General features: G+C 70.6%; 13 protein-coding genes. 7 read left to right on the top strand and 6 right to left on the bottom strand.

Features of this window, described 5'->3' with window-relative positions:
• Positions 1–73 precede the first annotated feature (73 nt).
• A complete protein-coding gene (locus ACI3KX_RS17135) occupies positions 74–523 on the bottom strand; it encodes a hypothetical protein (RefSeq protein WP_349425665.1) in 450 nt (149 codons plus the stop codon).
• Between the two features lie 252 nt (positions 524–775).
• On the opposite strand from ACI3KX_RS17135, the gene ACI3KX_RS17130 reads away from it, so the two are divergent.
• From ACI3KX_RS17130 to ACI3KX_RS17120, 3 genes are all read left to right on the top strand, one after another.
• Entirely contained in the window at positions 776–2,158 is a 1,383-nt protein-coding gene (locus ACI3KX_RS17130; RefSeq protein WP_363355932.1) for an aminotransferase class V-fold PLP-dependent enzyme, read from the top strand.
• A gap of 111 nt (positions 2,159–2,269) precedes the next feature.
• Positions 2,270–2,998: an acyl-CoA synthetase gene (locus tag ACI3KX_RS17125; protein ID WP_363355930.1), complete on the top strand. Its 729-nt coding sequence runs from the start codon at positions 2,270–2,272 to the stop codon at positions 2,996–2,998.
• Positions 2,995–3,339 carry an amino acid transporter gene (locus ACI3KX_RS17120; RefSeq protein WP_349425662.1) on the top strand — a complete coding sequence of 115 codons (345 nt, stop codon included), beginning with the start codon at positions 2,995–2,997 and terminating at the stop codon, positions 3,337–3,339. Before ACI3KX_RS17125 ends, ACI3KX_RS17120 begins: the two co-directional genes overlap by 4 nt.
• A 217-nt stretch (positions 3,340–3,556) precedes the next feature.
• On the opposite strand, the gene purB is transcribed toward ACI3KX_RS17120, so the two are convergent.
• On the bottom strand, positions 3,557–4,936 hold the full coding sequence (gene purB, locus ACI3KX_RS17115; protein ID WP_363355928.1) for an adenylosuccinate lyase: 1,380 nt from the start codon (positions 4,934–4,936) through the stop codon (positions 3,557–3,559).
• A gap of 59 nt (positions 4,937–4,995) precedes the next feature.
• Positions 4,996–5,502 carry a low molecular weight protein-tyrosine-phosphatase gene (locus ACI3KX_RS17110; RefSeq protein ID WP_349425660.1) on the bottom strand — a complete coding sequence of 169 codons (507 nt, stop codon included), beginning with the start codon at positions 5,500–5,502 and terminating at the stop codon, positions 4,996–4,998.
• A gap of 165 nt (positions 5,503–5,667) precedes the next feature.
• On the opposite strand from ACI3KX_RS17110, the gene ACI3KX_RS17105 reads away from it, so the two are divergent.
• From ACI3KX_RS17105 to ACI3KX_RS17095, 3 genes are all read left to right on the top strand, one after another.
• Positions 5,668–8,316, top strand: a complete 2,649-nt coding sequence (locus ACI3KX_RS17105) for an ExeM/NucH family extracellular endonuclease (RefSeq protein ID WP_404910469.1) — start codon at positions 5,668–5,670, stop codon at positions 8,314–8,316.
• Between the two features lie 144 nt (positions 8,317–8,460).
• Entirely contained in the window at positions 8,461–8,763 is a 303-nt protein-coding gene (locus ACI3KX_RS17100; protein WP_404910468.1) for a hypothetical protein, read from the top strand.
• Complete coding sequence (locus ACI3KX_RS17095) at positions 8,760–10,355, top strand: hypothetical protein (protein ID WP_404910467.1); 1,596 nt, start codon at positions 8,760–8,762, stop codon at positions 10,353–10,355. The genes ACI3KX_RS17100 and ACI3KX_RS17095 overlap by 4 nt, the downstream gene beginning before the upstream one ends.
• 1 nt (position 10,356) lies before the next feature.
• Here the strand turns inward: ACI3KX_RS17095 and ACI3KX_RS17090 are convergent, their stop codons facing one another.
• From ACI3KX_RS17090 to ACI3KX_RS17080, 3 genes are read right to left on the bottom strand one after another with little or no spacing between them, the layout of a single operon-like run.
• Positions 10,357–10,746 carry a phage holin family protein gene (locus ACI3KX_RS17090; protein WP_404910466.1) on the bottom strand — a complete coding sequence of 130 codons (390 nt, stop codon included), beginning with the start codon at positions 10,744–10,746 and terminating at the stop codon, positions 10,357–10,359.
• Positions 10,747–10,792: 46 nt separating this feature from the next.
• A complete protein-coding gene (locus ACI3KX_RS17085) occupies positions 10,793–11,158 on the bottom strand; it encodes a type II toxin-antitoxin system death-on-curing family toxin (RefSeq protein WP_404910465.1) in 366 nt (121 codons plus the stop codon).
• On the bottom strand, positions 11,155–11,361 hold the full coding sequence (locus ACI3KX_RS17080; RefSeq protein WP_363355918.1) for a ribbon-helix-helix protein, CopG family: 207 nt from the start codon (positions 11,359–11,361) through the stop codon (positions 11,155–11,157). Before ACI3KX_RS17080 ends, ACI3KX_RS17085 begins: the two co-directional genes overlap by 4 nt.
• A gap of 82 nt (positions 11,362–11,443) precedes the next feature.
• Between ACI3KX_RS17080 and ACI3KX_RS17075 the strand changes: the two genes are divergently transcribed.
• Positions 11,444–12,565 carry a histidinol-phosphate transaminase gene (locus ACI3KX_RS17075; protein WP_404910464.1) on the top strand — a complete coding sequence of 374 codons (1,122 nt, stop codon included), beginning with the start codon at positions 11,444–11,446 and terminating at the stop codon, positions 12,563–12,565.
• Positions 12,566–12,572: the final 7 nt, after the last annotated feature.

Below are 12,572 nucleotides of genomic sequence, written 5' to 3'. Positions count from 1 at the left end.
CGCCTGAGGCCTACCTCGTCGCCTCGCCGCCGATCGCCCGGCGCGCGACGGCGGCGAGGCGACGAGGTAGGCCTCAGGCGGGCTCGGCGACGGCGTTCTTCACCAGCTGGGTGATCTTCTTCTCGACCTCGGGAGTCCACGCGAGCACCGCGAAGCCGATCGGCCACATCTCGCCGTCGTCCAGCCGTGAGGGCTCGTCGAAGTTGATCGTGGCGTAGCGGGTCTTGAACTTCGACGCCGGCTGGATGAAGACGACGACCTTGCCGTCGCCGTTCGCGTAGGCGGGGAAGCCGTAGAACGTCTTCGGCACGAGGTCGGGCGCGGTGTCGGAGACGACCTTGTGCAGGCCCTCCGCCAGGACTTTGTCGGTGCCCTCGAGCTTGCCGATCGCCTCCAGCACCTGCTTCGTGCCCGCCTCGCGGTTCTTTCCCGCCTTGGCCTGAGCGCGCAGCTCCTTGGCGCGATCCTTGACAGCCTGGCGCTCGATGTCACTCAGTCCGTCGGATGAAGTCTTCTCGGCCATTTCGTTCTCCTTCGCGTTCGTGGGGCCGCTTTCGCGGCTCGTGATCTCACGCTACGACGCGGTCCGCGGGCGCGCTTCTCCATTCCTGCTTGATGGTGGACTCGTGATCCACCCGGGGTTCGGGGCGCACTGCGAACTCCTGGGGCGCACGCGCCACGCCCCGACCGGGCACGGTGCGCCCCGAACCCGCACGGTCCCGAAACGGCGCCCGTGGTCTAGCGTGATCTGCACCCTGAACACCGAGGAGCCGCAATGTCCGCGACATCCCCGGAGGAGATGCACGCCATCTCGTCCGACACCCGCCACACCGTCGAAGACGTCCTCGAGTACGCACGGCGCCGGGCGCTGTACGAGAACGTGCCGCTCGACAAGCCGATGACACCGCGCGACCTGGAGCGGCTGGCATCGGGCTCGATCACGCCGGAGGGCATCGGCTCGCGGCGCGCGATCGCGCTGTTCGAGAACGTGCTCGCCCCGTCCTGCGTGTCGACCGATCACCCCGGGTATCTGTCCTTCATCCCCTCGGCCCCGACCAAGGCGTCCCTGGCGTTCGACGTCGTGGTGTCGGCATCCGCCATCTACGGGGGCTCGTGGATGGAAGGCTCCGGCGCCGTCTACGCCGAGAACGAGGTGCTGCACTGGCTCGCCTCGGAATTCGGGATGCCGGAGGGCTCGGGTGGCGTGTTCGTGCAGGGCGGCACGATCGGCAACCTCTCGGCCCTGGTGACGGCGCGGGACGCCGCTCGGCGCCGCGCTGCCGAGGAGGGACGCGCGGCGCCGCCGCGCTGGGTGGTCGTGTGCAGCGCGGAGGCGCATTCGTCGATCGCGTCGGCCGCCGCCGTCATGGACGTGGACGTCGCGACCGCCGAGGTCGACGCGGACGGCCGCCTGCACGGCGAGTCGGTTGCGCGGGTGCTCGACGAGCACGGCGACGCGGTGTTCGCCGTCGTGGCGACCGGCGGCACGACGAACTTCGGCATCGTCGACGACATCGCGGGCGTCGGAGCCGTCGCTCGCGAGCGCGGCGTGTGGTTCCACGTCGACGGCGCCTACGGGCTGGCGGCGATGCTCGTCGAGCGGATGCGGCCGGCGTTCGCCGGCGTGGGGCTCGCCGACTCGGTCATCGTCGACCCGCACAAGTGGCTGTTCGCGCCGTTCGACGCGTGCGCGCTGATCTACCGCGAGCCCGCGCTGGCGCTGTCGGCCCACACGCAGAAGGCCGAGTACCTCGACACCCTGACCGGGAAGCCCGACTGGAACCCGTCCGACCTCGCCATCCAGCTCACCCGCCGCGCCCGCGGACTGCCACTGTGGTTCTCCCTCGCGACCCACGGCACCGAGCAGTACCGCGCCACCATCGAGTACGGCATCGACCTCGCCCGTGCAATCGCCGACGAGATCGAGGCGCGCGAGGGGCTGTCGCTCGTGCGCGAGCCGCAGCTGTCGGTCGTGGTGTTCCGCCGCGAGGGCTGGACGCTCGCGGACTACGAGGCGTGGTCGGACCGCCTCCTCGAGGAGCAGCACGCGTTCGTCGTGCCGAGCTCCCACGCCGGCGAGCCTGTGCTGCGCTTCGCGATCATCTCGCCGCTCACCACGTTCGAGCTCCTCACCGGCATCCTCGACACCCTCGCCTGACGGCGCGAGGACGGGGGCCGGGAGGGGGTTCAGGATGCTGTCACCTACGACGCACGTAGACTGAAGGCATCCGTTCTCGCTTCTGAGAACCCGCTCCTCCGCAGGATCACCGTGACCTCAGCCGATTCCCGCACGTTCGCCGTGCGCCATGTGCAGCTCGCGCGCGCCGCGTTCGCTGCCCTCGCGGCGCTCATGATCACGTTCTCGCCGGATCATTCGGCAGCTGTGGGCAGCGCGGTCTTCAGCGGCTTCGCGATCGCCACCGGACTGGTGCTGCTGCTCGCGATCTGGCTGGTGTATCCCGCCCGCCGCCGCTGGCCTGCGGCCGCCCTCGGCGGCATCTCTGTCGCCGCCGGCATGGCGGGCGGTCTCTATCCGCTCCGCACCGTGACCGGCTACTTCGTCATCGTCATCGTGTGGGCGCTGCTCAGCGGCATCATCGAGCTCATCGCCGGGTGGCGCGGGCTCCGCGGTGATCGCGAGAGGCGCGAGATCGCGCCCGGTGTCGCCGACGCCCGGCCGGCCGCCCTCGTCGGCCCCCGCTCCGAGAGCCGCGACGCCGTCGTCGTCGGCGCCATCACGATCCTGCTCGGCGTCGCCCTGCTGTTCGTGCAGCCCGCGTATGCGCTCAACTACACGATCGAAGAGGCGCACGCGACCTTCACCCTCACCGGCATCACGATCGGCGTCGGGCTGTTCGGCGGCTACGCGGCGATCGTCGCGGTCTACCTCGGCATCGCCGGCTTCTCGCCGCGCCCGGCCGAGCCGGACACCGCCGAGAGCGTCACGGCGGAGGCACCCGCATCCGCCGACACCACCCCGCAGAAGGACTCCGCGTGAGCCACGACAGCCCCACCCGCCGCGACCTGATGAAGCCCCTGCAGCTGCTCGGGCTGGCGTTCGGCGCCGCTCTGTTCGCGGGCGTCGTGACGCTCGTGTCGATGGGCTTCTTCCAGCAGCGCACCGCCGACGAGGCGCAGCGCGCCGTGGTCACCGCCCTCGTCATCGCGGGCATCAGCTTCATCGCGGTGCTGCTCATCGTCTCGCTCCTGCTGCTGGCGGTCGACCCCGCCCAGGTGACGAAGCAGATCGACCGGCCCGTGCTGTTCGACGACGAGTCCGAGAAGCCGGAGCCGGGCGAGGACCCAGGTGCCGCGGCATCCGGAGACCCGAAAGCCTGACGCACGCTCCGCGACCGGAGCTTCTGCCTCGGTCGTTGAGCGAGCGAGGAACGCGGCCGTTGAGCGAGCTTGCGAGTCGAAACGCAGAGACGAAACGCTCGCACCCGACGCAGAACGTCGGCTAGAGGCGTCTCGTCTCGGTCGCTGGGGCTCCCTCGCTCAACGACCGGGACCTTGGGTTCTCGGTCGTTGAGCGACCGACGGGGGATGGACCGCGTCAGAGCTCGTCGACCAGCTTCGAGGCGAGCCCGTCGTACGTCGCGGGGGTGAGCGCCAGCAGGCGCTCCTTCGCCTCGTCGCCGATGTCGAGCCCGCGCACGAACTCCGAGAGCTCGGGCCCGCCGACGCGGCGGCCGCGGGTGAGGTCCTTGAGGAGTGCGTACGGGTCGGTGATCTGCGACCGGCCGGCCGCGATCTCGGCGCGTACGACCGTCTGGATCGCCTCGGCCAGCACCTCCCAGTTGGCGTCGAGGTCGGCCCGCAGCGCGTCCTCGGCCAGCGAGATCTCACCGAGACCCCGCTGCAGGTTGTCGAGCGCGAGCAGCGCGTGCCCGAACGCGACGCCGATGTTGCGCTGCGTCGTCGAGTCGGTCAGGTCGCGCTGCAGGCGGCTCGTGACCAGCGTCTGCGAGAGCGTCGCCAGCAGTCCGCCCGCGATCTCGAGGTTCGCCTCGGCGTTCTCGAACCGGATCGGGTTGATCTTGTGCGGCATCGTCGACGAGCCGGTAGCGCCGGCGACGGGGATCTGCGTGAAGTAGCCGATCGAGATGTAGGTCCAGATGTCGGTCGCCAGATTGTGCAGGATGCCGCCGGCGTGCCGGACGCGGTCGTACAGCTCGACCTGCCAGTCGTGCGACTCGATCTGCGTGGTCAGGATGTTGAAGTCGAGGCCGAGGCCCTCGATGAACCCGCGCGAGAGCTCCGGCCAGTCGACCTCAGGGGCGGCTGCGAGGTGCGCCGACCACGTCCCGGTCGCACCCGAGAACTTCGCGAGGTACTCGCCGCCCTCGATCTGGTCGGCGACGCGCGAGAGGCGCCACGCGAAGACCGCGAGCTCCTTGCCCATCGTCGAGGGCGTCGCCGGCTGGCCGTGCGTGCGCGACAGCATCGCGGCGTCGCGGTGGTCCGCAGCGAGCTGGGTGAGCGTGGCGATGACGGCGCGCAGCTTCGGCAGCCACACGCGCCGAACGGCGCGCTGCACGGTGAGCGCATACGAGGTCGAGTTGATGTCCTCGCTGGTGCAGGCGAAGTGCGTGAGCTCGGCGACGGCGTCGAGACCGAGGGTCGACAGCCGGTCGCGCACGAGGTACTCGACGGCCTTGACGTCGTGGCGGGTCACCGCCTCCTTCTCGGCGAGCCAGTCGATCTCGGCCTGCCCGAACTCGAGGTACAGCGCGCGCAGGCGCGCCTTGTCGTCGTCCTGCAGCGGCGAGGTGCCGAACAGCGAGCGGTCGGTGAGGGCGATGAGCCACTCCACCTCGACCTCGACGCGGGCGCGGTTCAGCCCGGCCTCGGACAGGTACTCGCCCAGTTCGCCGACGGCGGGGCGGTAGCGCCCGTCGAGGGGGCTGAGGGGCTGCGGGGGAAGTGAGGTCACGGTGGCTCCCGTCGGTCTCGGCGAAGACGACCGTCGATCCGGCGTCATGGCACCGGAGGTCATGGCGCAGGGCGGATGGCGGGTTCGAGTTGCCGGAAGAGCGCCCGGCTCGCACTCTCGATCATACCGAGCACCTCGTCGAACATTCCGGGCCCGGCATAGTACGGGTCGGGCACGTCCAGCGTGAGAGCGGTTGGATCGAACGAGAGCAGCAGCGCGATCTTGTCGGCGTCGCCCTCGGTGCGCGCCCATCCGTGCAGGATCCGCTCGTGGCTGCGGTCCAGCGCCACCACGAGGTCGCTGTGTGCGAAGTCGGCGTGCGTGAACTGCCGCGCGCGGTGATGGGCGCCGTCGTAGCCGGCACGCTCGAGCGCCGCGATCGTGCGCAGGTCGGCCTGCTCGCCGACGTGCCAGTCGCCGGTTCCGGCACTCGTCGAGGCGACTCGGGCGCCCAGGCCCGAGGAATCCGCGAACTCCCGGAACACGACCTCGGCCATCGGTGAGCGGCAGATGTTGCCGGTGCATACGAACACAACGCGGAAGGGCGCCACGTCGGTCGCGGTCATGGGTTCCATTCTGGACCGAGGCGACACCGAACGTTAAGGATCTCTCCTCCCGAGGGCTTCCATCGGAGGATGCCGCTCCCCTAGCTTGTGACCAGCGGGGAGGCGACCGGCCTGCCCGCGGTCCCCTGCGCGGTCCACCGGCCGCCGTCCTCACGTGGAGGTCCCGTGTCCCCATCACCCCGCAGATTCGCCGCCGCCGTCGCGGCCCTCACGCTCGCCGCGGCGGGCGTGGTTGCCTTCGCCGCACCCGCGGCCGCGGCATCCGGAGATCTGCTCATCAGCGAGTACGTCGAGGGATCGTCGAACAACAAGGCGATCGAGATCTACAACCCGTCGACCGCGAGCGTGAATCTCGCGACGACCGGATACGCGCTTCAGCAGTATTCGAACGGCAGCGCTTCGGCCGGACTGACGATCCCGCTCACCGGGTCCGTCGCAGCGGATGACGTCTACGTGCTCGCCCACGGTGCGGCCAATGCCGCCCTTCTGGCGGTCGCCGATCAGGTGACGGGCACGACCACGGGGCTCTTCAACGGCGACGACGCGGTTGCCGTCGTGAAGAACGGCGTCATCGTCGACGTCATCGGGCAGATCGGGTTCGACCCCGGCACCGAGTGGGGCACCGGCCTGAACTCCACGGCCGACAACACCCTCCGTCGCGCCGCGGAGACGTGCATCGGCGACACGAACGGCGCCGACGCCTTCGACCCGGCGGTCGGCTGGACAGGATTCGCAACGGACACGTTCGACGGGTTCGGTGCGCACGACGCGGACTGCGCTCTCGAACCGCCGACCGACCCCGACCCGGGCCCGGTCGCGGACTGCGCCGCCACCCCGGTGACGATCGGATCCGTCCAGGGCTCCGGTGCGGCGTCGCCGATCCAGGGGCAGAACGTGCTGATCAAGGGTGTTGTGGTCGGCGACTTCCAGTCGACCGGCGGCTACGACGGCTACTACGTGCAGGACGGCGGCGACGGCGACACGGCCACCTCCGACGGCATCTTCGTCTACGCCCCGGGCGGCACCGCCGTCAACGTCGGCGAGAGCGTCAGCGTCGCGGGTGCGGTCAAGGAGCAGTTCGGGCTCACCGAGATCGTCGCGGCCGACGTGGAGGTCTGCCCCGGCGGTGCGACCATCCCCGAGCCGACGCCGCTGCAGCTGCCGGCCACCGTCGAGCAGCGCGAAGCGCTCGAGGGCATGTACGTGACGCTCCCGCAGAAGCTCGCGATCGGCGAGACGTTCGAGTACGGGCGCTTCGGCACGATCACGCTGACCAACGGCCGGCTCGACACCCCCACGGCAGTCGTGGAGCCCGGTGCGGCAGCCGTCGCGCTGGCGGCCGCCAACCTCGACAACAGCATCACGCTCGACGACGGCCGCAGCACCCAGAACCCCGACCCGGCGATCCACCCCGACGGCGGGACGTTCACGCTCGAGCACTCGTTCCGCAGCGGCGACCTCGTGCAGAACGCCACCGGTGTGCTGGACTACCGCTTCGACGTGTGGGGCGTGCAGCCGACCGAGGGCGCCGACTTCACCGTCGGCAACCCGCGGCCGGAGTTGCCGGACGTGGGCGGCGACCTGAAGATCTCGAGCTTCAACGTGCTGAACTACTTCACCTCGATCGACCCGACCCCGACGATGTCGGGTGACGACGACTACTACCGCGGCGCCGACACGGCCGAGGAGTTCCAGCGCCAGCAGGACAAGATCGTCTCGGCGCTCGCCGAGATCGACGCGGACGTCTTCGGGCTCCTCGAGATCGAGAACAACGGCACGGCGGTGCAGGCGCTCGCCGACGCGCTCAACGCGCGCGTGGGTGAGGGCACCTACGTGCCCGTCACGACAGGCGTCATCGGCACGGATGCCATCGCGACGGCGATCATCTACAAGCCGGCGTCGGTCGCCCCGGTGGGCGCGCACCTGCTCATGACGAGTGCGATCGACCCCGCCTGGTCGGACGAGCGCAACCGCCCGGGGCTCACCCAGCGGTTCGCATCGACCGAGACGGGCGAGGAGTTCGTGGTGTCGGTGAACCACCTCAAGTCGAAGGGCTCGGCCTGCGCCGAGAGCCCCGACCTCGGCGACGGACAGGGCAACTGCAGCGCGCTGCGTACGGCGGCCGCCACGGCGCTCACGACCTGGCTCAACACCACGGTGGCGACGGACGGCCGGGCGATCGTGATCGGCGACCTGAACTCGTACGACCACGAGGACGCGATCGACGCGTTCGTCGCGGGCGGCTTCACCGACCTGGAGAAGCAGTTCAACGGCGAGCACGCGTACTCGTACGTGTTCGACGGGCAGCTGGGCTACCTCGACTACGCCCTCGCACAGCCGGCGCTGCTCGCGGATGTGTCGGGCGCCTCGGCGTGGCACATCAACGCCGACGAGCCGAGCCTCATCGACTACGACATGTCGTTCAAGCTTCCGGCGCAGGACGCCCTCTGGGCGCCCGACCCGTACCGCTCGAGCGACCATGACCCGGTGATCGTGGGGCTGAACCTCACGCCCCCGGACACGACGGATCCCACCATCGAGGTGACGGCCGAACCGTCGGCCGTGTTCCCGCCGAACAACAAGATGCGCACGGTCGAGTTCACGATCGACGCCGCCGACGACAGCGGCGACGTCACGGTCGAGTTCACGGACGCGACCGCGACCGGCTCGTCGACGGCGCACTGGGAGCAGATCGACGACGACACCTTCCGCGTCAAGGCCGTGAAGCGCGCGGTCTACCGCTTCACCTGGACGGCGACGGATGCCGCGGGCAACAGCGCGACCGACACGGTCGAGGTGGTCGTGGGCAAGTAGGGCTCTCGAGCTCTCCACACCCGGGAGGGGCGTCGTTCGAATGCGGAGCGGCGCCCCTCCTCCACATGCGGCCGAGGGGCGCCGTTCTCCACGGACCGTCGCCGCCTCGGCGGCGCCCCGATCCTCGAGGAGCACGATCGACGGGTGACTCTCGTTCACCCGGTCGCCGATGCGGCGTCTCATCAGCTCGCCGAGGTCGTGCGCGAACTCGCACGACTCCTCGACCGGATCGCGGATGCCGCGCTCGTCGCGCGCGGACTCGCCGACGCCGTCGACTGGCAGGCGAAGGCGGCCACGGCGTTCCACGACCGGGCCACCGCATGGGCGGGCGACGTGTCGGGGCTCACCTGCCTGACCGAGACCGTGCGATACGACGTCGCACGCGCCCGCGAGCGCGCGGCGTTCGCGGAGTCGCTTTCCGCCGTGTTGTCCGGGGCGGGACGATGAGCGACCCGTCCCCCGGGAACGACGTCTTCACACCCGCCGTTCCCCGTCAGGACGGGGCGACGGAAGGCGGCCTCCTGGCGCCCGACCTCGTCCGCGATCCCGGACGCCTCGGTCCGAGCGAAGGACTCATCAGCCTGCTCGCCGACAACTGGCCGCGCGCCGACGACGGCCTGCAGATCCGCAGCGGCGGCGCCGTGGCCGTGGACACGGCCACCCTGTCTGCGGCCGCCGTGCGCTTCGATGCCGCTCGCGAGGAGCTCGCCGCCATCGCCGGCCGCGTGCGCGCGCTGCAGGACGTGCTGCGGATGCTGCCGGCGCACACGGACGACGCCCGGGCGGCGGCATCCGCTCTCGCCGCGCAGCTGCAGGCGGTGCACGAAGAGTCCGAGGAGATCGCCCGCGCGCTGCGCGAGGCGGCGTGCGCCTACGAGATGGTGGAGATCCAGGCCGAGCACCGGGCCGCCGTCCTCGCCGGCGAGGGCGCCCGCGCGGACCGCCTCGACGCGCGGATGACTGCGCTGGTAGAGCAGCATCCCGACGCCTGGCGGATGGCGCTCGACGCGGAGTTCGGGTACGCCCTCTCGTGGCCATCCGAGCTCGTGCGGCAGGCGACCCACTGGGGGGTCGGGCTGGGCAGCGAGATCAACGACCCGGGCGGCGTCGTGGCGGGCGCAGGCGCCGGCCTGCTCACCCTGGGCGGCGCTGTGGCCGTCGGCCTGGCGGGCACCGGGAGGCTCCCTCGAGAGGCGAGGCTCACAGGCACGGCCGGGCCGGTGACGCTGATCCCGGTGACGCCGGCAGCACCCGGCAGTGCGGTGGGGGCGGCCGGGGTCGGAACCGCGGGCACCGCGCGTGCCGCCGGTGCCGGGGGTGCCGCCTTGCCCGGGTCGCCGAGCTCGCCTACCTCGGTCGCGCCGCAGAGCCTGGCGGCGGCGACGGCGCGGATCCCGGGTTCGGGAGACTCGCGGGTGCGGGTCGAGCGGTACACGATGCCGGACGGCTCGCGGCAGTACGCCGTGTACATCGCCGGGATGCAGTCGGGCGCGATGGGCGGCGACGACGCATGGGACAACGCGTCGAACGTGGAGCTCTTCGCCGGAAGGATGTCGGATTCGTACGCCGTGACCGAGGCGGCGCTCGCCGCGGCCGGGGCGCAGCCGGGCGAGGCGATCCACGTGTTCGGCTTCTCACAGGGCGCGATGATCGGTTCGCACCTGGCGCTCGAGGGCCCTTACGACACCCAGACGCTCGTGTCGCTGGGCTCGCCCGTCGACGCCGACGTCGGACCGGGGACGCTGAGCGTATCGGTGCGACACTCCGACGATCCCGTCGTAGGGCTCGCCGGTGGTGGCCATGCCCAGCCCGTCGGCGCGTCCGGCAGCTTCATCGTCGAGCGGGTCTCCGACCCCGACGTCGCCGTCGACGAGGTGGGGCTGCCCGCGCACCGGCTGACCGCGTATGCCGAGACGGCGGCGCTCGTCGACGGGTCGTCCGATCCTCGGGTCGACGGCCTGCGACACGTGTTCGACGACCTCGCGCGCGCGGACGCCGTCGATGTCACCGAGTACGCCGCGAGGCGTGATGCGGGCTGAGTCAGTCCTTGCGCGGTCGCAGGATGATGCCGAAGATCCAGTTGATCAGGGTGATGATGACCGCCGCGACGACGCCCCACCAGAAGTCCTCGACCCGCAGGCCCCAGTTCCACCAGTGCGTGAGCCAGGCCGTGAGCCACAGCAGGAAGGCGTTGATGAGGAGGCCGATCAGCCCCAGCGTGAGGATGTAGAGCGGGAACGCCAGCACCTTGATGACGGTGCCGATGATCGTGTTCACGAGCGCGAAGATCACCGCGACGATGAGCAGCGTCAGCACCAGCTGAAGCGTCTCTCCCGGCGGGAACGGCACGACGAAGACCTGGAGCGCAGGGATCAGGGTGACGACCCAGATCGCGAACGCGTTGATGACGACGCGGATGAGGAAGCCCATGGTCCGCCCAGTCTTCCATGACGCGCGCCCGCGTCCAACGGCGGACCTAAGGTGTCGCCGCTCCACGCAGGGTGAGCGCGACCGCCGGCAGGTCGATCTTGCTCTGCGCCACGTCGAGTACGAAGTCGAAAGCGTCGTCGAGAGGCATGTCGATCACCGCGCCGTTGAGCTCGAGGAAGGTCAAGGTCGCGACCCAGGAGAACCGTTTGTTGCCGTCGAAGAAGGGGTGGTTCTGCGCGAGCGAGGACATGAGAGCAGCCGCCTTGGCAAAGAGGTCGGAGTATGCCTCCACACCGAACATCGCGCTCTCCGGCCGTGCGAGCGCGGACGACAGCAGTCCGAGATCCCTGACGTGAAGCCCCATGTCCGCCGCAATGGCGGCAGCCTCAGGAAGGCGGAGGTACTCGGTCACGCATCCTCGAGGCGGGTGAGGAGATCGGCGTAGCGTTCCCGTACGCCCATCGCCACCCGCGTCGCACGCTCGACCGCGCTCTCGGCGCTGACGAGCTGGGACGTCGCCTCGATGATGAGCGCGTGCTTCGACGTGTGGCGGGCGCGGGCGAGGTCTTCGAGCTGCGCGTCCAGCTCTGCGGGCAGTCGAACCGTCATTGCCATACCGGAATGGTATCTCGGTACCGAAGCGGTATCAAGCTCACACCAGGTGTCGGGATGTCTTACCGCTCGTAGACTCGGGACCGTGACCGACGCTCCCGAGATCCCCGTCCGCGTGCGCCCCGAGGTCGCCGCGCTGCCGCCGTACAAGCAGGGCCGGCAGGCCGGCGCCGAGGCGTTCAAGCTGTCGAGCAACGAGAACCCGTTCGACCCGCTGCCGGGCGTGCTCGAGCGCGTGCAGGCGGCGACAGCGCTCAACAGATACCCGGACGCCAGCGCCGCGCGGCTGCGCGAACGCCTCGCCGAGCGCTTCGCCGTCGGTGCCGACGCGATCCACATCGGCGCCGGCAGTGTCTCGATCCTCGCCCAGCTCGTGCTGGCGACATCCGGCCCGGGCGACGAGGTCATCTACGCGTGGCGCTCGTTCGAGGCCTACCCCTGGCTCGCGGTCGTCGCCGGTGCCACGGCCGTGCAGGTGCCGCTCGCCGCGGGCGCCCGCCACGACCTCGACGCGATGGCGGCCGCGATCACCGACCGCACGCGCGCCATCATCGTGTGCAGCCCCAACAACCCGACCGGCCCCATCGTCACGCAGGCCGAGTTCGACGGGTTCGTCGCCCGCGTGCCCGCCGACGTGCTCGTGATCCTCGACGAGGCGTACTCCGAGTTCGTCACCGACACCGACGCCGTCGACGGTGCCCGGGTGCTCGCGACCGGCAGCCACCCCAACGTCGTGGTGCTCCGCACCTTCTCCAAGGCGTACGGCCTCGCCGCGCTCCGGGTCGGCTATGCCGTCGGCCACCCGCGCGTCCTCGACGCGGCCCGCAGCACCGCGATCCCGCTGTCCGTCACCGCCCACGCCGAGGAGGCGGCGCTCGCGAGCCTCGACGCCGAGGGCGAGCTGCTCGAGCGCGTCCGCGTCATCGCCGAGCGTCGTGACGGGCTCGCGGACGGCCTCCGCCGGGCCGGCTGGAACGTCCCGGAGGCGCAGGGCAACTTCGTGTGGCTGCCGGCCGGTGACGAGACCGCGACCTTCGCCGCCGCCTTCGAGGAAGCAGGCCTGATCGTCCGTCCGTTCGCCGGCGACGGCATCCGGATCTCCGTCGGCGAAGAGGAATCTGTCGAGAAGGTCCTAGGGATTGCAGCATCCGTTGTAAAGAACCTCCCGGAAGGGCACGCAGGAGTGCGGGCTAGCGTAGAACGGTGACCCCGCC

The organism is Microbacterium sp. ZW CA_36, from assembly GCF_044987475.1.
Taxonomy (GTDB): domain Bacteria; phylum Actinomycetota; class Actinomycetes; order Actinomycetales; family Microbacteriaceae; genus Microbacterium.
Note: the sequence above shows the minus strand (reverse complement) of the source record. Positions and strands in the feature narration are given on the sequence as shown.